Genomic DNA, 21,744 nt, shown 5'->3' on the forward strand with positions numbered 1-21,744 from the left:
CAGCAGGTTCTTGACCTTTATCTCCGGGTGTCTCCGTCAACAGCGGCTATCCGCGTCCAGGTGACCGCTGAGCCACGTCTCGATGTCTTCGAGCGCGACCCGCGCCATCGGTGTCGGATGGGCGGTGAACCCGTGGGGCGAGCCGGGGTAGATGCGCAGATCGACGTCGACGTCGGCTGCTGACAGTCGCGCGGCGATGGCCAGGTTGTCCTCAAGCAGGATGTCGTCCGCTCCGACGATTATGAGGACCGGCGGCAGGTCTGTGAGCTCGGCGTAGATCGGGGAGAGGTCCGGGTCGGTGCGGTCCGATGCTGCGCCCGCGTAGGCGTCGAGGAAGTACTCGTCGGCGATCAGGCGTCCGGCCGGTGTCTGGGCGCTGAGGTCGTAGGTTCCGAACTGCAATACCGCAGAGCCGAATGCGATCCCCCGATCGCGCAGACGCAGAAGCGTGGTCATCGCCAGCGTTGCGCCGGCTGAGAAGCCGCCGACGGCGAGCTTGGTCGTGCCGAAGCGTTGCTCGGCGTGCTCGGCGAGCCAGAGCGCTGCCGTTTCGCAGTCATCGGGTGCGGCCGGCCATGGGTGTTCGGGAGCGAGTCGGTAGTCCACGCTGGCGACCGCGATGCCGAGTGCGTCCGCGAGCTGCCGGTTGCGGACGTCGCTGGCGGTAGCCGACCCCATGTAGAAGCCGCCGCCGTGGATCTCCAAGTAGACGCCCGTCGCCGCCCTGTCTGCGGGGATGTGGATCCGCAGAGGGACGCGGCGGCCGGCGATGCCGACGAGCTCGTTGACAGCCGGCGGGTTCGACGGGGCGGCGGCGGCCATGCTGGCTCGGACCGAGCGAAGCTCCTCCCAGCTGCTTGGGCCCCGACCGGCCACGCGCTTCGCATAGAACGCGCGCGATCCGTCGACCAGAGCAACCAGGCGAGGATCGATCAGATGGGCCAATCCGAATCGCATCGAGATCGGAGCTCTAGCCTTCGTCGCGCAGCGTCTGGTTCTCGGCGCGCAGGCGGCGGTTGTCGGCCAGCAGCGTCTCGTTGCCCTGGCGCAGCGAGCGCTCGCGAGCGCGCTGCTCGTCGGGCACTCTCGCCACCGCGCTCGGTTGGCGGTCTCGGATTTGTTCGATGCCGGCACGCAGCTCGGGTTGGGTGTAGAGCCGTTGCCGCGAGACCCGCCCGTCGCGCGACGGCTTGAAAGGTGACCGCCAGCCCGTCGGCTCGAGAAGGAAGGCGAGCTTCTCCAACCGCGTGATGCCATTGCAGCGGTCCTGGAGCTCGGCGCTGCTCGCTGGCGCGCCGAGGATCAGCAGAACGAGGTCGTTGGAGTCGAGGACGTCGGGGCCCGGCGACGGGGAGCGGGTGTCGCTCATGGCCGCCAGAAGGCGCGCGTCGCGGGCAGGGGCCGGCACGGCACGAGACCTAGACTAGGTGACGGACGACGGCGGTGCTTGTGCGGTTTGCTGAGCGCTCAAGATCCCGGGTCATAGGCTCATCGTGAGCCGCGCGTCGGACGGGACGCGGCAAAAAGCAGGTTGCCTCGGCCGACGGATTTGCCCGTCGCCAGCGGCCCCGAACGCCCCCCGGCTAGTGGCGCGTGCGGAGCCCCCGAATCGCCCGTAATCCCCGGCGAACCAGTCACATATCTCGGAATAAAGGCACTGGTGCCTGAAACGGAGCGGAACTCGGGGCAATTCACGGCCATCCCCTGAACGACGAAACCCCCGCGATAGCGGGGGCTTCTTCCCGAGTGGAGCTAGGGGGACTCGAACCCCCGACCTCCTGGGTGCGATGCAAGAAGCCTGCGCCTCAAAACCGGTTGATTTGCAGGGGCTTCTGCGGTGCTTCGTCGTTGGCCCGGCGTGCGGATTGCCAGGGATTCCCGGCGATTCTGCGGGTTCCAGGCACTGGGGGATTCCAGTGCCTGAAGGGGCCAGTGCCTGAGACCGGGCGCTTCTGCGGCTCGCTTCACCTTTCTCGGGGGCGGAGCTAGCGTGCCGCCCCCGCCTGCCCGCGGCGCGCCACCGGCGCGGGCAGGCGGCTCTAGATCAGGCCGGGTCTGCCGTGTGGTGGTTCCGGCGAAATAGCGCCCCCGCGCCGCTGGCACGGCCGGGGTAATGGCCCAAGGAGCGTCAACTCCATGGACATCTCGGACCGTATCGAGTCCGAAGACTCGCTCGATGTCCCCGAGCATCTCGTCGTCGTCGTCGAGGAATGGATCGCGGAGCTGATCAGGCGGGCGTGCGAGCTCGCCGCAGAGATCCGTGATGCCGTCACCGAGGCGGTGCACATCCAAGACGCCTTCGCGGCGAGGTCGCTGACGCCGCACAGCTTGCCGAGTTGGCCGAGGATGCCTTGAAGTGGATGCAGCGGCGATGGTCGGGGGATCCCGCAGACGCGCAGGAGGTCGCGCGGCTCCGAGACGTTTCGCACGAGCTTCTGGAACTTCGCGACCGTGCGTGTCTGGCAGCGATCAACGACAACAACATCTCGCGCGTCGTCACCGTCGCGTCGGACCGGCGCGAGTTGCTGCGCTCTCAGACGCTCGCGATCCTGGAGTTCGACCACGACGTCTTGACGAGGCCCGCGACCTTGCACCGTCCGATCTGTTGGCCGCGGCGTCGATCTTCCGAGACGCCTTCGCGGTCTTGGACGCCATCGGTTGGCTGCCTGGTGTGCACGACGCCGCGCCCGCGCGGGTCATGGCCACGGCCGGCTACCTCGTGCGGCTCGAGCAACAGCGAGTCGGTGTCGCGCTGTCGATCCTCGACAACCTCGACGTCCGCGACGAGGCGACCGACCCCGACGAGATCGCTCGCATCGACCAACGGATTCGGCAAGCGCGCGTCGCCGTCCACGGCCTTTGGCAGGTCCTCCACGCCCAATGCTGCTCGTGACGCGGGCGGCACCGGCGGGGCGTCAGCGATGACGGTGACGATGCATCACCACCGCGACGCGATCCGCGCCCTGCCGATCCTGGCGGCGCTGGCAGAACGCCCCTACTCGGCACCAGAGCTCGAAGACGTCTTGTCCTTCAGCAAGGTCACGATCCGCAAGATCGTGCGCCGGCTCCAACGCGAGGGCTTCGCCGAGCCGGCGCCGAGCTTGGATTACAAGGATTGGGGGTCGTCAACGAACGCCGACGCACCAGCTCTTGCGCGGCGGCTCGCTCGCCTCGCGCGCCAAGCGCAATGCCTTCGCTGAGGCGCCGCATCATCGGGTCGACCGGGTCAGGCATGAAGGCGTTCGCCGCGACGCAACATGTCCATGAACTTGGTCAGTCCCCCGCGCGCGGTGTCCGGGCGCTTCGCGTGGTTCAGTCGCCAGACGATCGCATAGCGGTTGTGAGCATTGCTGCTCGAACGCGGCGGCCGCCGCCGGATCGGCGGCGAACGCCTGCTGGAGATCGCCCGGGATCAGACGATCCGGCGGGTGCTGGTGGAGCGGCAGTGACGATCAGGCCGGGCGGGCGCAGGAAGACTGCGGCGGGTGGCGTGACACCCCCTTTTCGCATGCTGAGAGGACCCGAAGATGCGGATCGAGCCCTACGATCTCAGGGCCGTTCGGCCCTCCCATTTGGGTGTCCAGACCTCGGCACGGGGCACATCGGTCGTTCTGGCATCGAGGTAGTCGCGAAGCGTGGCGAGCGCGGGGTGGGTGTTGTCGCGGTGCCAGATCAGCGAGTGCGGGTAGATCGGCGTGGGGTTCTGGATAGGGATGCGGCGCATGTCGTAGTGGGCGGGCCAGAGGTATCTGGTGTGCTCGCCTGCGAGGTTCGCGAGCGTCGAGGACTCGTGGAGTACGTCGAGGAGGTGCTCGGTGCCGAAGTGTGGACCGACGCGCTCGATCGTGAGCCCGAAGGCGTCGGCGAGGTCGTAGTAGTAGATGTCCCACTCGCTTCCGGGGAGCATCCCTGGCATCCAGATTCGCTGTCCGACCAGCTCGGCCATGGTGACCGAGCGCGCAGCGGCCAGCGGATGGGCGGGGCCAACGAGAAGCTGATGAGCGTCATCGACTGCCGGCATCGCGTCGATCTCTGCGGGCAGCCGCGATGCCGGGGACCCCACGGCCCGAAACGATGCGTCGATGGTTCCGGCTTCGATGGCGGCGATGGCGGCTTGGGCGCTGTCCGCAATCCTCACCAGGTCCAGCTCGATGTCGGGATGGGCGTGGTAGAACGCTTGCGCCACGACGGCGGGCGCGGTTCGGGAGGTCATGATGTCCAGGCGCAGCGCGCGTTGTCCGGGGCGCACGGAGTCGGCGGCGCGCTGCTCGGCGCTCAGTAGTTCGCGGGCGTGCGGAAGGAACGCCTGGCCGTCGATGGTGAGCTCGGTGCCGCCAGCGCTGCGATGGAACAGACGGACGCCAAGGTCAGTCTCCAGTCTCGCGAGCCTCTTGGAGACGGCCTGCTGGCTGATGGCGAGCTGGGAGGCGGCGATCTGGAACTGCCCTTCCTCCGCGACCGCCACGAACGCTCGGACTGCCTCCAGGTTCATGCCTCACCGTACCTCATTACAACCTGTGGTTGTTGTCGTGCCACCAGATTTTGTTTGCCTAGGCGAGGTTACACGGATGTAATGCGTCTATGCACATCCGTAGGTTGATGAGGCGGTCGTTGGGGCGGGAATTCGGCTGGCTGTGGGCAGCCTACGCGGCGAGCGCCTACGGCTCCGGCCTGGCGCTCGGCGCGTTCCCGCTGGTCGCGGTGCTGGCGCTGCACGCCGGCGCGGCCGAGGTCTCCGTACTGTCCGCCGTGGGACCGGCGGTGGGCGCCCTGGTCGCGGTGCCGCTCGCGCCGTGGGTTGAGTTTCATCGCAAGCGGCCGGTGATGATCGCAATGGACCTAGCTCGCTTCTTGGTCCTAGCGACGATCCCCGTCGCCTACGCCCTTGGCTGGCTCAGCTTCGTCCAACTGCTCATCGTCTCCGCGGTGGTCGCCGCGACGAAGATCGCGTTCAACGCGGCCAGCGGCGCCTACCTCAAGACGCTCGTGCGGCCAGATGACCTGCTGGTCGCGAACGCGCGGTTTGAGTCCACGAACTGGAGTTCACTTGCGGTCGGTCCGCCGATGGGCGGGGCCGCGGTGGGCTTGTTCGGGCCGGTCGCGACGGTCGTGGCCGACGCGCTCAGCTACCTGCTCTCAGCGCTGGGCATTACCGCGATCCGCGGGCACGAGCAAGTCCCGGAGCGAGCCGTAAAGGGACGGTGGCGGGCCGCTGATCTCGTTGACGGCTGGCGGCACATCCTGACCGATCCCGTCCTGCGGGCGCTGTGGTTCAACAACATGCTCGTCAGCGGACTAATTATGGCTACGGAGCCGTTGCTGGCCGTGCTGTTGTTGCGCCAGCTCGGCTTCCCGCCTTGGCAGTACGGGCTCGCGTTCGCGGCGCCCTGCGTCGGCGGGTTGATCGGCTCTCGCCTCGCCCGCCGGGTCGTGGCCCGCTACGGCCAGCACCGCGTCTTTCGGATCGTCGGCACCCTGCGTGCCGTGTGGCTGATCGGCCTGGCGTTCATCCGCCCCGGTGTCATCGGCCTACTGACGGTGATCGCGGTCGAGCTGGCGATCATCATCAGCATGAGCCTGTACACCCCGGTACTGGCGACCTACCGGCTCCAGCACACCCCGAAGGACCGCATCGCCCGCGTGCTGTCGGCCTGGTCAATCGGCTCGCAGGCATCAATCGCGATCTTCACCGCGCTCGGCGGGCTGCTCGCCGCCCTCGCCAGCACCCGCACCGCGCTCGCCACCGCCGGCCTGCTCATCCTCACCAGCCCGCTGCTCCTACCCCGCCGCGAGTGCCCCGCGCCCGAAGCCGACCGGGAACCGGCCACGGCCGACCTGAGCTCTAGGCAACCAGCGACAACCACTGCACTGGCACCAGCACAGCCATGACCCACAACCCGGCAGACTGGAGCTTGGAAAGGCATGGCAGTAAGCCGCACCCTCGGCGCCTGCGCCATGCCCGCGCGGCGCTCGCCGCGGAGCCGGACGCGACCACGCAGTCGCGCTGATGACGCGATGGGGCCGCTCTACCGCTCGCGAGAGAACACGGGTTTCCGCTCAGCGTGGCGGCCGTACGCAGAGCGCCCGAATTCCCGGCGAACCAGTCACATATCTCGGAATAAAGGCACTGGTGCCTGACACCGAGCGGAACTCGGGGCAATTCACGGCCATCCCCTAAACGACGAAACCCCCGCTCACGCAGGGGCTTCATCCAACATGGAGCTAGGGGGACTCGAACCCCCGACCTCCTGGGTGCGATGCAAGAAGCCTGCGCGGCAGAAGGTCCCGTTTTGCAGGGGCTTCCAAGGTGCTCCGCAGGCGGCGTGCTGGCGCGGATTGCCGAGGATTACCAGCGATTCCGGGGGTTCCAGGCACTGCGGATCCCAGTGCCTGAAGGGGCCAGTGCCTGGCGCGGTCCGCGATCGTGCTCGCTTCGCCTTTTCTCGGGTGCCGCAAGAGGTCCGCTCAGGGCAGGCCGAGGGTGGCGGTCTTGTTCGGCTCTCACCCCGTAGAGCTTCAACTCGTCAACCCAGCCGCGGAGAAGGGCACAGTGCAGGCAGTGCGCGCGGCCGATCATCAGGCTGGGAGGTCGGCCGGACAAGACACCCATGCATGAGACACCGTGCACGTCGCGATCAAGCCGGAACCCTCAACGCTCTCGCTGCGCCTGCGGCTGACCGCGGGCGGGAAGGCAATGGTCCAGCCGGTCGAGATCGCGCGCGGCTGAAGGGGCGGGCGGGAACGTCAGGGCCGCCGCGACCTACGTCTCGGCAACCACGGAAAGCTGCACGGACTCCGGACGCGACGGTAGCGACCACCCGCGTGCTGCTGCCGACGTCCTTGCGGTCGTGACGGAGATCTGCGCCCGCCACGAAGCGGTACGCCTCGCGCGTGCGCCCGAGGTGGCCGCCGCCTGGCACCCGCGCCCATCGAGGCGCTGCACGACGATCCGCCGCTGAGCATCGCCGAGCTCAACGCAGTCCGCGTCCTCATCGCGGCATGACCGGCGCCGTCGCCGCGGCGCGCCGAGCTCACGCCCACGAACTCCAGCGGCGCGCGAGCACCTCGGCCCTGGCGGCGGTCGCAGAGGACCCGGAGCGCCTGGTAGGCGCGGTCATAGGTTCGTGATGCCCGCGGCGATCATCGACGCGGCCTGCCTCGCGGCCCCGGGCTCATCCAGGTCGGGTGGCGTGTCGTAGGTCCAGATGTCATACCGCTCCGTGAGCGGCGTCCCGTCGGCCAGGATGAGTTCGGCGACGATCTCGGCCGCGTCGTTCGCGCGGTGGAGCGTGAACGAGCGGAGGTGCCGGCCGTGGCCCTCCATCTCGCCGCGCAGGGGCGTGCCGTCGGCGAGGATCGCGCGGGTCGCGCGGAGGCACTCGTCCTCGAACGCGGCGCGGCGGGCGGCGTCGTCAGTTGCGCTCACTGCTGGTAGGACCCGTAGTAGGAGGTGATGATGTCGCGCGGGGAGGGCTCGATGTCGCGCTGGTAGAAGTTCACCAGAACCGTGCGGGCGCAGTGGACGGGCTGGCCGGTGATCGCGTCGGTCACGGAGTAGAAGCTCTGGAAGAGTCAGGACGAGCCCGCGGTCTGGTCGGCCGGGAGCGGGGAGGGGTCGAGCAGCGCCTCGGCCGTGTCGGCCTCGTCGCCGGGGCCGTATCCGCGCCGCTCCATGATGTGGCGGTAGCCCCAGGTGGCTGTGCCCCACCACAGGCGGATGGTGCGCGGGGTCGCGTTCAGCACGTCGTAGCCGGGGTAACCGCTGAGGGCGGGCGCCGGACGTGGCTGGAAGGCCGGGTCCGCGCCCAAGTAGCCGGGCGGGTTGGTGCCGGGATCGCCTGCCGCCGTGGTGTCGCCGGGGCGACAGCGCTCGTCCCGCTGGGTCTTCGAGCGCGACTCGGGGGGGGGGGGGGGGGGGGGGGGGGGGGGGGGGGGGGGTTGACGTACACCTTGATCGTCGTCCCGGGGTCGACGGAGGCGCGGTCGCCGGGGTTGGACCACACCGGGTCGTCGTAGTCGGTGTCGAGGACGCTGTCGGGCAGCTCGACCGGCGTGGGCACGAGGCCCAGGGTCGTCAAGCAGCCTTCGAAGTCCGCCTCGCTCTCGTCCTGGAGCGGGTTCGGGACGTTGATAGTGGACTTGGTCGGGTCGGCGTGGCAGCGCGGCGACAGCTCGTGCTCCAGCCAGAGGCGCAGCTTGGTCGCGCTGGGGTCGTTGAGAACCGATGTCGCGCTGTTGCTGAAGTCCGAGCGCGACGGCGTCGACGGCGCGGGGACGAGGTGGAGCCGGTCGTGTCGGTCGAGCCGGCGGGCGCGGGCGGACGGTGGTGGCTCATGAACATCTCGGGCGTCCGGATGTAGGCCTCGATCGGCTGGGGCGGGTTGTTGCTGCAACGGTACGGCGTCGTGCCGGTGCGGACGATCACGTTGTGGGGCTGCTGGATCCCGAACCGGCACTCGTAGTCGGTGGTCGCCCCGTGCCACGCGTAGTTGAAGAAGTTGTAGCCGAACGGGTTCTGTTCGACCCACTGGAGGTAGTACTCGCCCCGGTGCACGACCGGTCCGGTGGCGCTGGCAATCTGATAGTCGCCGGGGCCCGTGTAGCGCTGCCAGGTGATGTCGTCGATGTTGGTGTCAGTGTTGGGGTCGTCGCCGCCGAAGAACTTCAGGTATAGCGCTTTGGCCCCGGTGCCGATCACGTAGCCCGCGCCGAACGCGCCGATGGCGAGCGACGCCGGGCAGAGCACCGCGGTGCTGCACAGCTCGGGGATCGCGGTCGCGCCCTCCTCGACCAGGACGCTCGTGGACGCGACGGCGTCCGCGGCGTCGGCCGCCGCGCCCGTGGCGGTGTCGGTCGCGGCCTCGTCGGCGACCATCGACTCGGCATTCGCCTGCCAGCCGCCCGGAGGCGCCGGCGCGCCGTCGGGCGGCGTCAGCGTGACGTCGTCCTGGGGGCGAGCTGCTCGAAGTAGTTGATGACCTGCGCGCCACCCTGGAGCGTGGCGCAGTCCGGGCACTCCGAGGCGGCGGCGGGATCGAGCGACAGCGTCTCGGCGTGCGCTCCGCGCGGCAGCGCGAGGACGAGGGCGGCGAGCAGCAGCAGAGTGACGACGGGGACGGCACGGCGAGAGCAGATGACGACGGGCATGGGAACCGCCTCCTTAGCGTGCAGACCATCTAAACGGTCCGTCGTGGATCAGTCAACGAGCCTGTCTGATCGTGGCTCAAGACACTAGGGCAACAACTGCGCCACCCACCCGGCACAGCCGGGGCGCGTGACCCGCGGCGGGCTCAGCTCGGCACGGGCGGCGTCGGATGTCGGCGTCAGCCTTCGTGAGTTAACCGCGCATGTGGAAGAAAGCGGGCAGAAGTGGGCAGTTCGAGGCTCGGGCCAAAGGGGCGTCGTAATTCGGCGTTATCACGCGTTACGCGGCGAGCGTCGCCGCGTTGGAATCTCGAAGGGCGCCCGCGCTGCTTCAGGCCGCCGATGTGATCTACGGTCAACGACTCAGAACTGCGCCGCAGGCACGGGTCGGCCAGGCGACCGACGTCCACGTCATCCTCATCGGCCGAGGACTCGTGGACGAAGCGCGGATCATGGACTGGGAGCGAGGCTGGGTGCCGCCCGACGGTGCGTTGTTGCTGGTTGACGACGCTTGGTTGGCGGAGGCGGAGTGGCAGCGATACGGCGGTCTGGGTGTGGTGACGCTCCAGGAGGTTCGCGAAATCCCAGCTCTGGTGCTTTTGGGGGAACCGGGGTCAGGCAAGTCGGAGTGCCTGCGTCGTGAACGTGATGCTGTCGAAGCAACCACGGCGAACGGTGAGGAGACGCTGCTCGTCGATCTCGGACTCGCGATGGACGCGCGTGATCTGCACGATCGGGTCTTCGGCGACCCGAAGTTCCTGGCGTGGCGCAACGGCGCGACTCGGCTGCATCTCTTCCTCGATTCGCTGGACGAGGCGAAGATCCAGGTTCGCAAGGTGGTGTCGATGCTCCAGGAGGCCCTCGAGCGCTGTGACCTCGATCGTCTCGTCCTGCGCGTCGCGTGCCGGACGGCGGATCGGCCGACTGGCTTCGAGACCTGGCTCAAGGATGCATTCGGCGAGGAGCGGTTCCGTGTTCTCGAGCTGGCACCTCTGCGGGTTTCAGAGACAAGGGCGATGGCGAGTGCGCGAGGGGTCGACGACGATCGGTTTGTACAGGCTGCGGTTACGGCAGGTGTGGCACCGCTGACCGCGCGGCCGCTGTCGTTGAAGATGGTGCTGGGTGTTTTCGAGGCCGAAGGCGGGTTCCCGGACACGCTTGGGGCGCTGTATCAGGACGCGCTGCTGTTGATGGTGGGCGAGGACCAGGATGAGCGGCGGCCGTTGCGGACGTTGTCCGACACGGCGGGCTTCGCCATCGCGGCGCGGATCGCGGCCGCGACGGTGCTCGCCGGCCGGGACGTCGTCGGTGACGGAGTCGATGCCGTTGCGCTCCGCGACCTCGCGGGCGGCGATGAGCTCGACCGCCTCGTCGCGGCGGAAACTACCGTCGCGGTCGACGAGCGCGCGGTCCAGGAAGTGCTCGGCACCGCCCTGTTTACCGGTCGGGCGGGCGGCGTGGGATGGGCGCACCGGACGTTCGGTGAGTACCTTGCCGCCTACTGGTTGGCGGGGGACCGGCTCACGGACGCCCAGGTCGCAGACCTGATGCTCGTCGATGACGGGACGTTGGCGGTGGCGCCGCCGCTGCGCAACGTCGCGGGGTGGCTGCTCGGAATGCGCCCGACGTTCCAAGCGCTTCTCACGCCGGCCGACGCGCTCGTGTTGGTCTACGGGGATCCGGCCTCTGTCGCGGTCGAGGTCCGTCGCGCACTGCTGCCGTCGTTGCTGGACGCGCTCGACGATCAGCAGGTGGACCGACGCGGGTTGCGCAACCTCTGGCGGTGGGTCGGCTACGACGGCATCGCCGATGACCTGCGAGCCACGCTGCTCGACCTAGGCCGTGACGATCAGACGCGGCAAGCGGCGGTCGACGCAGCCGCGGAGTTGGAGCTTGACGACCTAGTTGGCGTGCTTGTCGATGTCGCACTGGACCCGGCTAACTCCGTGTCGTTGCGAACCTCTGCGCTCTACGGACTGCGGGAGTTCGGCGACCGTGTCCCCCGCGAGCGGATCCGGCCGCTGGCCCTGCAACCCCAGCCCGGGGATGACGACGACGAGATCAAGGGCGCGGCGCTTCACCTCTGCTGGCCGAAGGCGATCAGCGCGCCGGAGCTCTTCGCCGCCTTGACGCCGGAGAAGAACGAGGCCTTGCTTGGTGCCTACGTCGGATTCCTGCACGGGCCGTGCGTCGAGCACCTCACCGAGCCAGAGGATCTCCTGCTCGGCATCCAGTGGGGGCTCACGGTAAGTCACCGGGCGCACGACACCCGCGACGTGACCGGCGTCGCCGACCGGATCGTCGCCAAGGCCTGGCCACTCGCGGCGACCGTCCCCGACATCGCCGAGGCGCTCACCGACCTGATCGAGCTGGCCTCGGCCAGCTTCAGCCCGATCCTGAGAAGCCCGCGCTCACTTCGCGACGACGCACCAGACAGCACCCTCGACGATCCGCAGGCCAACGCCGCGATCGCGGCAGTGCTGGTCGAGCGCATGGCGGCCGGGACGCAGGCCGGGGACGTGGTGGAGCGGATGGTCTTTCGCGACTTCCCGCGTGAGATCGACATGAGCGTGGTGATCGAGCGGTGGGCTGCCGCGCCGTCGGGTGCGGTGAAGGCCGCGTGGGTGACATGCATCCCGTGGTTGGCTCGTGGTGATCGTGCCGACGCGATCTACGAGGTCAGGGACACGTATCCCGAGTTGTATGAGTTGGTGGCCTGGCGCTACGAGGCGATCGTCCTCGACAGCCCCGAGGCAGAGGCCCTACGCCAACAGCACGCACATCTACTGGACGACAACCGGCCCTCCAGTCCCCCATCGGCGGATCTCGAGGAGCTCGATCGCCACATCGCAGCTGAGCTGGCCGCCTTCGCCAACGGGAACGTCGACGCGTTCTGGCGCCTGCCTCGCCAGCTCTTCGTCGACGATGACAACTGGGTGCGCGACGAGCAAACCCGCGAAGACCTGGCCGACACCCCCGGGTGGCGCCGGATGAGCAACGAGACGCGCAGCAAGCTGATCGACGCCGCGCGCGAGTACCTGCTGCGTGCTGATCCCGAGACCGCCAGTTGGCTCGGCCAGGATGTCTTCTTCCGCCCGGCTCGCGCGGGATACCTCGCACTCAAGTTGTTGTTCAACGAACGCCGGACATCCTTCGACAGCCTCGACGCGTCGGTTTGGCGAAGATGGGCCCCGGTGGTCATCGAGCCGCGACGCTACGGCTCCGAGAACGATCGGGATGCTTTCCACACGGTCGCCCTCGCTTGCGTGCGTGCCGACGCAGCTGACGTTGCTCGCGACGTCACGCGCGCCCTCATTCCCGGACGCTTGTTCGCCAGCGACATCGACGCGGCCCGGGACCGCCTCGGTGAGCTCTGGGACACGTCGTTCGATGACCTGCTGTTCGCGCAGCTCGACCGTAGTGATCTCGAACGTCACGAGATCTACAACGTCGTCTCAGCCCTCCTGGCGGTCGACTACGCGGACGCTGAGGACTGGGCCGCAAGCCGCATCACGTCGGCGCAGCTGGTGGGTGACGAAGACCAGCGAGAGCTGGCACTCGACCTCGCCGGCGCGCTGGCCGCGCACGCTCCGAGGCGGCTCTGGCCGATGGTCGAGTCGATCGTCGGCAACGATGACGTCGCGGGTCGCATCTTGTTGTCGCGGTTGATCGATCGGTCTGAGTCCGGCTGGGAAGGGGCACTTGAGCCGGCAGAGCTTGCTCGCCTTTTCGGGCTCTTGAGGCGATTGTTCCCACCCGATCCCGATGCGCCCGACGGGCGGACGTTCGCGGTCACGATTGAGATGCAGGCGTCGTTCTGGCAGAGCCGGATCGTTGAGCGGCTCGTCGCCGAGGGGACTCGCGACGCCGTCTCCGTCGTTGCCGCGCTCGCGGCCAAGCACGACGACAACGGTTGGCTTCGGCGCATGTACCATCGGGCGCGGGAGGAGCTGCGCCGTGCGGTCTGGGCGCCGCCGTCGCCAGACGCGGTGGTCCGCCTAGGCGGCGTCGACAGTCGGCGGCACGTCGCCGACGCACCCGCCCTGCGGCGTATCGTCATGGGCGCGCTGGTCGAGATTGCTGCCCAGATGCGCGGCGCGCGGCCGCTCGCGCCGGCGCTGTGGAACACCAAGCCATATCGCCTTCCCAAAGACGAGAACGAGATCAGCAACATGCTGGTCGAGTGGCTGAGCGCGCGGATCGGTGACGACAAGGCCATCATCAACCGCGAGGTTCAGGTCAACCCCCGGAGCGGGCAGTCCGCCGATCGCACCGACATCCTCGTGCAGGCCACCGCCGCCGGCCAGGGCACGTTGAGCGTCGTCGTTGAGGTCAAGGGCGCATGGAACGTCGACGTCATGACCGCACTCGGCAATCAGCTGGCCGGGAAGTATCTGAAGCCAGACCTGACCGATCAAGGCATATACCTCGTGTTTTGGTTCGCCGAAGAGGGGTGGGACGACTTCGGCAGCGAGAGCGAGCGCAACCGCCGGCGCCGCACAACCCGCGAGACCGCGCCGCGGATGGCAGAGCTCCTCGAGGCGCAGGCTCACGATGTCTCCATGGCGCTCGACGTGACGGTCGACGCGTTTGTCATCGACGCCTCGCTGGGCCGCTGAACGTGGTCGTCGGTATCAGCCCTGCGGCCGGCTCACCGGGTAGTTCCGCTGGTCTGAGCGCTGTTACGCGGCTCGCGCGCGGCTCACGTGCTGGAGGGCCAGGCCGCGAGGCTGAGGCCCGAACAGCGCCTCGAACTCCTGGCACCATTGGTTGTGCGCTACGGCCTCGTTGCGGTCGTGGGCCTCGTGGCCGAATCGGTGGTGGCCAGGCCGACGGCCGAAGGTGTCCATCGCTTCCGTGCGACCTCCGGTGTAGGCCATCGAGATCTCGGCGCCCGGGTGAAGAGAGCGCGGGTCCGGCATCAGCAGATGATGGTCTCCGGCCGTGCGCCAGCTGAACTTGATACGGCGCTCCGGGTGCAACCACTCCTCCCGGCCTGCCGCGATGAACCGGTAGGCCCGCTTCTTGACGATGCAGTTGATCGTCAGCACTTCCGCCTCGGTAAGCGAGCGGCGTACCTGCAGCTCGGTGAAGTCGAACATCGCCCCACGGAAGAACTCGGGGTTCGGTCTCAGCTCCAGCGGCGGCCGATGTGGGTTGCAGGCCCACAGCATGTTGGTGAGGATCAGCACGCGCTCGGCGGAGAGCGGGAACAACGTGTGGGTCGCCTGTAACCGGATGTCGGGGTCGTTCACGCCCTTGCACCACGGATGCCCCGGCGCGCACGCGCGGTTGTACACGGTGACTGGATGGTCCGAGATGATGAACTTGGTTGGTGAATGCGAGGCGTCGGCGACCTGCCACGCGCACTCGGACCAGATCGCCCCGTAGACGGTGCGTAACGTCTCGAGGTGATCGAGGACGTGGCTCCGGTCCTGCGCGCCGCTGGTCGCGACAAGCCAGTCGAGTCCCTTTGGCGTCCGCAGCTTCTGGGTGCTCATGTACACCATCATGTGCTCGAGCGCGCGCTCTTCGAGGCGGTCGTGGTCGTAGGTGGCGAAGAACTCGACGGCCTTCTTACCCTGTAGATCCACTTCGCCGAAGAAGACCTGCTCCAGCTCGCGGGACTCGACGCCCTCGAACCGCGTCGTGTAGAGGTCGTCGATCGCGAAGCACTTGCGAGTGCCGATCCTGCGCATCGCCTTGCGGCGGCGCTTGACGCCGTCAGGCGTCCGAAACGAGTCCGGCTTGAGGTCGAGCAGGAACAGCTCCCGGTCGACCTGGCCTGAGGGTATGAACCGCTTCTGATACCACTGCGGCACGTAGTGGTTGTTCGTGTACTCCGTCGACACTGGGCCGAACGGTAGCCGGGGATCCGGCGGCGCCTAGGGCGAGCGGCGAGCGCGCGGTGGCGCTCGAGGAGTAGCACGGGCCTTAATAGCGCTGGGGGAGCCTGCGGGATCTCTCCGGCCGGTCCCGGCGCGGCGCAACGTCGGGCGCCCACCGCTTCCGCGGCATCTTCGAGGTGGTCAACCATCGAGGGCGAGGGGCGTGGCATGTCTGCCGATGCGGGAGCGAAGTCTGGGCGTCGCCGGGTCGAGCGCGGAATCTACGAGCAACCCAATGGCAAGTACTTGGTGTGCATCATGGTCGATGGCCGACCACGCTTTCGCGTCGTCGGCGTCGACCTGGAGGAGGCGCGGCGTCAACGCGGGGAGCTGATCGAGGCCGCGCGGCGAGGTGAGGTGCCTGTCGCGCCGAACCTGCGGTTGGACTCGGTGGTCGAGCAGTGGCTGAGTCGCTATGAGACGCTCGTAGCTGGTGGGCTACGTCGGTCGCGCACGCTGGAGGCGCATCGCTACTACCTTGACCGCCACCTGCTCCCGCGCCTGGGTCGTCGCCGGATCTCGGCGATCACCGTCTCTGACGTCTGCGCGGTGATCGACGGCATGCGCGCCGGCGGCTGCTCGGAGAAGACGATCGGCAACGCGTTGGCCACGCTGCACAGCGTGCTGCGCTACGCCCGGCGTCAGGGTTGGGTCGTCGATGATCCGATCGCCAAGCTTGAGGCCGACGAGCGGCCGCGTCCGGAACCTCGGCGTCAGCGCGTGCTCGGACAGCAGGAGGTCGTCCGGCTGTTGGCCTGCACGAGCGACGCCTACCGGCCGTTGGTCGCGACGGCGTTGTTCACCGGGATGCGGATCTCGGAGTTGCTGGGCCTGATCTGGGGGGACGTCGACCTGCGTGCGGGGACCATCCACGTCCGCGCTCAGCTGTCGCGAGCCCATCGCGGCGTGCCGTCGGTGCGCGTCGCGCCCAAGACCCGCGCCGCGATGCGTGAGATCCCGCTTGTGCCCCAACTCGCTCAGCTGCTCCGTATCCACCGCGCGCTCGCACCGGCCGCGGCCGCCGCCGATTGGGTCTTTCCCTCGCAGACCGGCACGCCGCTGGGGCATCGCAACGCCCAGTACCGCGCGCTGGCGCGAGCGGCCAAGAAGGCCGGGCTGGAGGACGGCGACTGGCCACCGCTGCGCTTCCACGATCTGCGCCACACCTTCGCCAGCCACCTGATCATCGACCTCGGCCTCGACGTCGCCCAGGTCAGCCGCATCCTCGGCCACGCGCAGATCACCACCACCCTGAGCGTCTACACCCACCTCTTCGACGACGCCCGCCACGCCCAGGACCTCAAGGCCAGGATGGCCGCCAGCGCCTTCGCCGCGCTCCTCGAACCCGGCGCCGACCGAGAGTCGGAGGGCACGGTCGTAGCGTTCCCCAAGCGCCCCGGCGGCCGGCGATCCTCGGCGCGTGAGCGCGCGGCGGCGCGGTGGGCTACTTGACCAGAACTTGACCGACCGCGAAAGACGCCAGCGAGCAGACCGTCCGTAGAACGCGAAAACCCGCCGAAATGCAGCGGGTTTTCGTGATGGAGCTAGGGGGACTCGAACCCCCGACCTCCTGGGTGCGATCCAGGCGCTCTCCCAACTGAGCTATAGCCCCGGGTGGATCAGCGATTGTAGCCGTCAGGGAGCGGTTGACGCCTTGCGGACATGCACGCGCGCGCGGGTACGCTCCCGCGCGGGAGATGTCGAACACCGGCTTCATCGGCGATCTGAGGGATCGCCTGTCCAGCTTCCGTACCCGGTTGCGGCTGTTCTTCGTGCTCATCGTGATCGTGCCGATGGTCGCGGTGACGTTCATCGTGTTCCGGTTGATCGCGGAGTCCGAGAACGGGCAGGCCGACGCGCGGGTCGCCGCGCGGCAGGAGACCGCGATCTCGCTCTATTACGACGCGCGCGGGAAGGCCGATCGGATCGCGGCGCGGATCGGCCGGGATCCCCAGCTGGCCCGTGCGCTCCGGGCCCAGGACCACCGGCGCATCGAGAGCGCGGCCCGAACGCTGCTGCAGCAGACCGACGCCAAGCGGATCGTGCTCGCCCACGACGGCGCGACCTGGGCGGACGTCGGCGACCCGCGCGCGACGTTCCCGGCCACGCGCTCGCTCGTCGCCGACGGCGAGCCGGTGGCCGACCTCCAGGTCTCGGTCGAGGACGCGCAGGCCTACGCGCGCGACGTCCAGCACGCGACGGGCCTGGACACGATCGTCGAACGCCAGGGCCAGCCCATCGCGTCGACGATCGCGAACGTCGGCAGCCCGGACCTCCCGACGCACACCGGGACGACCGTCATCGGCGGCGAGGACTACCGCGCCGCGTCCTTCTCGGCCCCCGGCTTCCTCGGCGAGCGCGTGCAGGTCGCGGTCCTCGAGCCGACCGCGACGACGGCGGACGACATCCGCCGGGGGCGCCTCGTCGCGGGCGTCGTCCTGCTCGGCTTCTTCCTGCTCGCGCTGGTCGCGGCGATCGTCGTCTCGCGCTCGCTCAACCGCCAGATCGAGGGCTTCCTCGCGGCGGCGCGCCGGCTCGGCGCCGGCGACTTCTCCGCGCAGGTCCCGACGCGCGGCGCCGACCAGTTCGCCCAGCTCGGCGACGAGTTCAACAAGATGTCGGGCGAGCTCCAGCAGCGCCTCGATGAGCTGTCGGCGGAGCGCCTGCGCCTCGAGCTCTCGCTGCGCCGCATCGGCGAGACGTTCGCGTCCAACCTCGACCGCGACGCGCTGCTGGAGATCGTCGTGCGCACCGCCGTCGACGCGGTCGCCGCGCAGGGCGGCCAGGCGTTCATGGACGGGCGGCCGCTGACGACCATCGGCGCCACCTCGCGCCCCGCGGCCGCCGCCGACGAGGTCGAGCGCCGGGTCCTGACGCTCGGCGAGCCGTCGTTCGCCGACGTCGAGGACGGCCACGCGCTCGCCCACCCGCTGCGCGCCGGTCCGGCGGCGGGCCCGGACGCGGACGCGATCGCCGGCGCGATCTCGGTCTGGCGCGTCGGCCGCCCGTTCTCGCACCGCGAGCGCGAGCTCTTCCACTACCTCGCCGGTCAGGCCGCGGTGTCGGTCGAGAACGTCGGACTGCACGAGACCGTCAACCGCCAGGCCGTCACCGACGAGCTGACCGGCCTCTCCAACCGCCGGCGCTTCCAGGAGACGATGAGCGCGGAGGTCGAGCGCTCCAAGCGCTTCGGCACCGAGCTCGGCCTCGTGATGCTCGACATCGACGACTTCAAGTCGGTCAACGACAGCTACGGCCACCAGCAGGGGGATCTCGTCCTGCGCGAGGTCGCCAAGATCCTCCGCGCGTCCTCCCGCGAGATCGACGAGCCCGCCCGCTACGGCGGCGAGGAGCTGGCCGTCGTCCTGCCCGGAACCGACCTCCAGGGCGCCCATCAGCTGGCCGAGCGCGTCCGCGAGGGCGTGGAGTCCCTGCGCCTGCCGATCCTCGGCGACGACGACGCCGAGCCGCTGCGGGTCACGGCGTCGTTCGGCGCGGCCGCCCTGCCGGCGAGCGCCGAGGACGTCCGCGGCCTCGTCGCCGCCGCCGACGAGGCGCTCTACCAGGCCAAACGCGCCGGGAAGAACCGCACGATCAGCGCTCGCTGAGCCTCCCTCGCCCTCCGGCGGCGGGGCTCGTTACGCTAAAGCGACCATGGGCCTGTTGGATGACGCCATCCGGGAGCACCTCGAGCTCAAGCGCCGCCGGGGTGCCGATCCGTCGGAGATCGAGCGCGAGGAGTCCGAAGCCCTCGGGCCGGTGCGGCGCGAGGTGGTCGAGGACGTCGAGCCGGAGCCGGAGGCCTCGGCGGGTTCGTACGCGGACCACGAGCCGGCCGCGCTGGACGAGCCGGGCGCGGTCTACGACGACGACCCGTTCGTCGACCACGAGCCCGAGCCCTACGAGCCGCCCGTCACCCACGACGCGCCCTACGCCGAGCGCGAGGACGAGAGCGCGAGCCCGCCGCACGGCGACCCGCTCGCCCACGAGCAGACGCGCGAGTTCTCCTCGGTGGAGCTGGACGAGGCGCTCGGCCAGCACGAAGCTCCGCCCGCGCCGCCGGCCGAGCCGCCCGCCGACGTCGTCCCCGCCGACGACGAGCCGGACGCCGAGGACGAGCTCGAGGAGACCCCGGACTTCCTGCAGGAGACGCCGGAGCACGACCGGCTCTGGTTCGAGCAGAAGCCGCCCAAGGACTTCGACTTCTGAGCAGCAGGCGGCTGACCTGGCTCGACGTGTTCACGTCGACCCCGCTCGCCGGGAACGGGTTGGCCGTCATCCACGACGCCGACGCGCTCGACGACGCCACGATGGTGTCGATCGCGCGGGAGACCGCGCAGTCGGAGACCACGTTCGTCCAGACGCCGACCGCCGACGGCGCCGACTACCGCAACCGCATCTACACGATGGTGGAGGAGATCCGGTTCGCGGGGCATCCGTCGCTCGGAACGGCGGTCGCGGTCGCGCGTGCGGCCGGCGTGACCGAGGCGCGCTACCGCCAGCAGACGATCGCCGGCGTCCAGCCGGTCGAGGTCGAGCTGGCCGGGAACGTCGCGCGCGCGAGCATGCTCCAGGAGCCCGCGGAGTTCGGCGAGCCGATCGACCCGCTGCCGGTGCTCGGCGCGCTCGGGCTCGGGCCTGCCGACGCGCACCCGGAGCTGCCGGTGCAGCCGGTCTCGACCGGGATCTACCACCTGATGGTGCCGCTTCGCGACCGCGTCGCGCTGGAGCGGATGCGACCGACCCTGAAGCGGGTGGAGGCGCTGGAGGCCAAGACGTCGACCATGGTCCTGTACCCGTTCGTGTGCGAGGGCCCGTCCGACGACGAGCGCGTCCACGCCCGCGGGTTCTTCGCCGAGCGCGACCACGTGCTGGAGGATCCGGCGACCGGCTCCGCCGCCGGGCCGCTGTGCGCCTACCTGCACCGGCACACCGGACGGACCGCGTCGACGATCGCCCAGGGCGTCGAGATGGGCCGCCCGAGCCGGCTGGAGACCGCGATCGTCGGCGATCGCGTCCAGGTCGCGGGGGACTGCGTGATCGTCCTGGAGGGCGAGCTGCACCTGTAGGCGTCGATCAGGCGTCCAGAACAGACGCCGGTTGTTGAGGTGTTCTGACCGGCTGGTCGAGAAGGACTGTGACACAGGCAGCGCGTCGGCATCGGGGAACAATCCCGGCGCGCTACGTCCCTCCGGCGACGGAGGGCGAAGGACGCCGCGGGCGCGCCGAACAGGCCCTCAGCCTCGGCGCGCTCGCGTCCTTCCTTCCGGCGGTTTGGACCGTCGGTCCGTAGGCAAGACGGGGCGTTGCCTGGACCCTCTGAGCGTGTCCGACGGGTTCCAGCGCAGCGGCAACGGCGCCAGCGCCAACGGCTCGGCCTCCGCGCCGCGCGTCGCGCTCGTCCTGCCGGGCGGCGGCGCCCGCGGCGCCTACGAGGTCGGCGCGCTCTCGGTCCTGCTGCCGCTGCTCGAGGCGCGCGGCGAGCGGCCGGTGATCCTGTGCGGGACGAGCGTCGGCGCGATCAACGCGACCGCGCTCGGCGCGACCGCCGACCGCTCCGCCGGCGAGGCCGTCGCGTCGCTCAAGGACCACTGGCGCGGGATGCGCAAGGGCGACGTGATCCGGCCGGTCGTCGGGCCTGGCCTGCCACTGACCGCGCTGCGGATGCTCGGCGAGGCGCTCGAGGTCCCGGGCGTCCGGCTCGCCGGCCTGCTCGACCCGGCGCCGCTGAAGCGCTCGCTGGACCAGTGGATCGACTGGGACGCGCTGCACCGCAACGTCCGCCACGGCGTCATCGAGGCGGCGTGCGTCGTCGCGACCTCGCTGGCGCGCTCCAGCCCGGTCGCGTTCGTCGACAGCGCCGGCCGCGTCCCCGCGTCGCGACCGGCGGACCCGCTCCAGTACGTCCCAGCGGTCCTCGACAGCGAGCACGTGCGCGCGTCGGCCGCGATCCCGGTGCTCTTCCCGCCGGTCGAGATCGAGCATCCGGCCCCGATGGCCGGCTACTACGTGGACGGTGGCACGCGCCTGAACTCGCCCGTCTCGCCGGCGCTGGCGTTGGGCGCCGACCGCGTCGTCGTCATCGGCTTCCAGCCGTTCCGGGCGCGCGTCGAGCCGGGCAGCACCAGCGGCGTCGGCGCGCCGCGGCTCGCCGACGTCGCCGCCAACATCATCGACGGGTTGTTGGTGGACCAGGTCGTCGACGACCTCCACCGGTTGGCCACCATCAACTCGTTCGTGGTCGACACGCACGGCCCCGGCCCGCGCGGCGCCGCCGACGCCTACCGCGCGGCGCGCGGCCGCAAGCCCTACCGGCGCATCTCCTACGCCTTGGTCGCGCCGGAGCGTCGCGGCGAGCTCGCCGAGGTCGCCGACGACGTCTTCGACCGCCGCTACTCCGGGCTGAAGGGCTGGCTGCGCCCCGACTACCCGTTCATGTCGCGGTTGCTCGGCGGCGGCCGCTCACCCAGCCGCGGCGAGCTGTTGTCGTTCCTGCTCTTCGACGAGGACCACATCGAGCGCCTCTTCGAGATGGGCGCCCGCGACGCCCGACGCTGGCTCGACCGCCACCCGTCCGTCTGGTGCTCCGACGCCGCCCACGACTTCGACATCGACGCCTCCGCCGTCGCTCACCTCCGCGAACGCGAGGCCCTCGACGAGTGGCGCACCCTCCGCCGCCGCCCCTGACCGAGCCACCGAGCTAGAATCGGTG

The 21,744-nt window shown here is 69.7% G+C and carries 19 protein-coding genes and 1 tRNA gene; 10 read left to right on the top strand and 10 right to left on the bottom strand.

Translation table 11 applies throughout. The features are described 5' to 3' along the window. Positions 1 to 36: 36 nt before the first annotated feature. Positions 37 to 957, bottom strand: a complete 921-nt coding sequence (locus tag DSM104299_RS01205; protein WP_349294483.1) for an alpha/beta hydrolase — start codon at positions 955 to 957, stop codon at positions 37 to 39. Between the two features lie 13 nt (positions 958 to 970). Then, a complete protein-coding gene (locus tag DSM104299_RS01210; protein WP_272475460.1) occupies positions 971 to 1,369 on the bottom strand; it encodes a hypothetical protein in 399 nt (132 codons plus the stop codon). 767 nt (positions 1,370 to 2,136) lie between these two features. Here DSM104299_RS01210 and DSM104299_RS01215 point away from each other — a divergent pair. From DSM104299_RS01215 to DSM104299_RS01225, 3 genes are all read left to right on the top strand, one after another. Then, positions 2,137 to 2,355 (top strand): hypothetical protein, encoded by a 219-nt coding sequence (locus tag DSM104299_RS01215; protein WP_272475461.1) that lies wholly within the window; start codon positions 2,137 to 2,139, stop codon positions 2,353 to 2,355. Positions 2,356 to 2,605: 250 nt separating this feature from the next. Then, entirely contained in the window at positions 2,606 to 2,893 is a 288-nt protein-coding gene (locus DSM104299_RS01220) for a hypothetical protein (protein WP_272475462.1), read from the top strand. A 28-nt stretch (positions 2,894 to 2,921) separates the two neighbouring features. Continuing rightward, a complete protein-coding gene (locus DSM104299_RS01225) occupies positions 2,922 to 3,200 on the top strand; it encodes a hypothetical protein (RefSeq protein ID WP_272475463.1) in 279 nt (92 codons plus the stop codon). A gap of 341 nt (positions 3,201 to 3,541) precedes the next feature. Here the strand turns inward: DSM104299_RS01225 and DSM104299_RS01230 are convergent, their stop codons facing one another. Continuing rightward, the gene (locus DSM104299_RS01230; RefSeq protein WP_272475464.1) at positions 3,542 to 4,492 is read right to left on the bottom strand and encodes a LysR family transcriptional regulator; all 951 of its coding nucleotides are present in this window, start codon (positions 4,490 to 4,492) and stop codon (positions 3,542 to 3,544) included. A 107-nt stretch (positions 4,493 to 4,599) separates the two neighbouring features. On the opposite strand from DSM104299_RS01230, the gene DSM104299_RS01235 reads away from it, so the two are divergent. Next, positions 4,600 to 5,889, top strand: coding sequence for an MFS transporter (locus DSM104299_RS01235; RefSeq protein WP_349294484.1), 1,290 nt, complete (start codon positions 4,600 to 4,602; stop codon positions 5,887 to 5,889). Positions 5,890 to 7,114: 1,225 nt separating this feature from the next. Here DSM104299_RS01235 and DSM104299_RS01240 read toward each other — a convergent pair. The 5 genes from DSM104299_RS01240 to DSM104299_RS01260 all read right to left on the bottom strand — a co-directional run bounded on the left by DSM104299_RS01240 (position 7,115) and on the right by DSM104299_RS01260 (position 9,147). Further along, complete coding sequence (locus tag DSM104299_RS01240; RefSeq protein WP_272475466.1) at positions 7,115 to 7,426, bottom strand: hypothetical protein; 312 nt, start codon at positions 7,424 to 7,426, stop codon at positions 7,115 to 7,117. Further along, positions 7,423 to 7,551, bottom strand: coding sequence for a hypothetical protein (locus DSM104299_RS01245; protein ID WP_272475467.1), 129 nt, complete (start codon positions 7,549 to 7,551; stop codon positions 7,423 to 7,425). Before DSM104299_RS01245 ends, DSM104299_RS01240 begins: the two co-directional genes overlap by 4 nt. Before the next feature lie 21 nt (positions 7,552 to 7,572). Then, complete coding sequence (locus DSM104299_RS01250; protein ID WP_272475468.1) at positions 7,573 to 7,743, bottom strand: hypothetical protein; 171 nt, start codon at positions 7,741 to 7,743, stop codon at positions 7,573 to 7,575. A gap of 331 nt (positions 7,744 to 8,074) precedes the next feature. Next, positions 8,075 to 8,875 carry a hypothetical protein gene (locus DSM104299_RS01255; RefSeq protein WP_272475469.1) on the bottom strand — a complete coding sequence of 267 codons (801 nt, stop codon included), beginning with the start codon at positions 8,873 to 8,875 and terminating at the stop codon, positions 8,075 to 8,077. A gap of 56 nt (positions 8,876 to 8,931) precedes the next feature. Then, positions 8,932 to 9,147 (bottom strand): hypothetical protein, encoded by a 216-nt coding sequence (locus DSM104299_RS01260; protein WP_272475470.1) that lies wholly within the window; start codon positions 9,145 to 9,147, stop codon positions 8,932 to 8,934. A 299-nt stretch (positions 9,148 to 9,446) separates the two neighbouring features. Between DSM104299_RS01260 and DSM104299_RS01265 the strand changes: the two genes are divergently transcribed. Next, positions 9,447 to 13,763 carry an NACHT domain-containing protein gene (locus tag DSM104299_RS01265; protein ID WP_272475471.1) on the top strand — a complete coding sequence of 1,439 codons (4,317 nt, stop codon included), beginning with the start codon at positions 9,447 to 9,449 and terminating at the stop codon, positions 13,761 to 13,763. A 63-nt stretch (positions 13,764 to 13,826) separates the two neighbouring features. Here DSM104299_RS01265 and DSM104299_RS01270 read toward each other — a convergent pair whose 3' ends face one another. Beyond that, positions 13,827 to 14,996, bottom strand: coding sequence for a DUF4238 domain-containing protein (locus tag DSM104299_RS01270; protein ID WP_272475472.1), 1,170 nt, complete (start codon positions 14,994 to 14,996; stop codon positions 13,827 to 13,829). 294 nt (positions 14,997 to 15,290) lie between these two features. Here DSM104299_RS01270 and DSM104299_RS01275 point away from each other — a divergent pair, with 294 nt between their 5' ends. Further along, positions 15,291 to 16,484 (top strand): tyrosine-type recombinase/integrase, encoded by a 1,194-nt coding sequence (locus DSM104299_RS01275; RefSeq protein ID WP_272475473.1) that lies wholly within the window; start codon positions 15,291 to 15,293, stop codon positions 16,482 to 16,484. A gap of 87 nt (positions 16,485 to 16,571) precedes the next feature. Here DSM104299_RS01275 and DSM104299_RS01280 read toward each other — a convergent pair. Next, positions 16,572 to 16,644, bottom strand: a tRNA-Ala gene (locus DSM104299_RS01280). A gap of 85 nt (positions 16,645 to 16,729) precedes the next feature. Between DSM104299_RS01280 and DSM104299_RS01285 the strand changes: the two genes are divergently transcribed. The 4 genes from DSM104299_RS01285 to DSM104299_RS01300 all read left to right on the top strand — a co-directional run bounded on the left by DSM104299_RS01285 (position 16,730) and on the right by DSM104299_RS01300 (position 21,719). Continuing rightward, positions 16,730 to 18,640, top strand: coding sequence for a diguanylate cyclase (locus DSM104299_RS01285; RefSeq protein ID WP_272475474.1), 1,911 nt, complete (start codon positions 16,730 to 16,732; stop codon positions 18,638 to 18,640). A gap of 46 nt (positions 18,641 to 18,686) precedes the next feature. Continuing rightward, a complete protein-coding gene (locus DSM104299_RS01290; protein WP_272475475.1) occupies positions 18,687 to 19,241 on the top strand; it encodes a hypothetical protein in 555 nt (184 codons plus the stop codon). A gap of 26 nt (positions 19,242 to 19,267) precedes the next feature. Further along, entirely contained in the window at positions 19,268 to 20,101 is an 834-nt protein-coding gene (locus tag DSM104299_RS01295; protein WP_272475476.1) for a PhzF family phenazine biosynthesis protein, read from the top strand. A gap of 256 nt (positions 20,102 to 20,357) precedes the next feature. Next, positions 20,358 to 21,719 carry a patatin-like phospholipase family protein gene (locus DSM104299_RS01300; RefSeq protein WP_272475477.1) on the top strand — a complete coding sequence of 454 codons (1,362 nt, stop codon included), beginning with the start codon at positions 20,358 to 20,360 and terminating at the stop codon, positions 21,717 to 21,719. The last annotated feature ends 25 nt before the right edge of the window (positions 21,720 to 21,744 follow it).

It is taken from the genome of Baekduia alba, assembly GCF_028416635.1.
Classification (GTDB): Bacteria; Actinomycetota; Thermoleophilia; order Solirubrobacterales; family Solirubrobacteraceae; genus Baekduia; species Baekduia alba.

Bases quoted from the DNA above. Each gene is read 5' to 3' on its own strand.
- DSM104299_RS01235 (WP_349294484.1), top strand. From the start codon at position 4,600: ATGAGGCGGTCGTTGGGGCGGGAATTCGGCTGGCTGTGGGCAGCCTAC.
- DSM104299_RS01260 (WP_272475470.1), bottom strand. From the start codon at position 9,147: ATGCCCGTCGTCATCTGCTCTCGCCGTGCCGTCCCCGTCGTCACTCTG.
- DSM104299_RS01275 (WP_272475473.1), top strand. From the start codon at position 15,291: ATGGTCGATGGCCGACCACGCTTTCGCGTCGTCGGCGTCGACCTGGAG.
- DSM104299_RS01225 (WP_272475463.1), top strand. From the start codon at position 2,922: ATGACGGTGACGATGCATCACCACCGCGACGCGATCCGCGCCCTGCCG.
- DSM104299_RS01230 (WP_272475464.1), bottom strand. From the start codon at position 4,492: ATGAACCTGGAGGCAGTCCGAGCGTTCGTGGCGGTCGCGGAGGAAGGG.
- DSM104299_RS01255 (WP_272475469.1), bottom strand. From the start codon at position 8,875: ATGGTCGCCGACGAGGCCGCGACCGACACCGCCACGGGCGCGGCGGCC.
- DSM104299_RS01205 (WP_349294483.1), bottom strand. From the start codon at position 957: ATGCGATTCGGATTGGCCCATCTGATCGATCCTCGCCTGGTTGCTCTG.
- DSM104299_RS01290 (WP_272475475.1), top strand. From the start codon at position 18,687: ATGGGCCTGTTGGATGACGCCATCCGGGAGCACCTCGAGCTCAAGCGC.
- DSM104299_RS01285 (WP_272475474.1), top strand. From the start codon at position 16,730: ATGTCGAACACCGGCTTCATCGGCGATCTGAGGGATCGCCTGTCCAGC.
- DSM104299_RS01215 (WP_272475461.1), top strand. From the start codon at position 2,137: ATGGACATCTCGGACCGTATCGAGTCCGAAGACTCGCTCGATGTCCCC.
- DSM104299_RS01210 (WP_272475460.1), bottom strand. From the start codon at position 1,369: ATGAGCGACACCCGCTCCCCGTCGCCGGGCCCCGACGTCCTCGACTCC.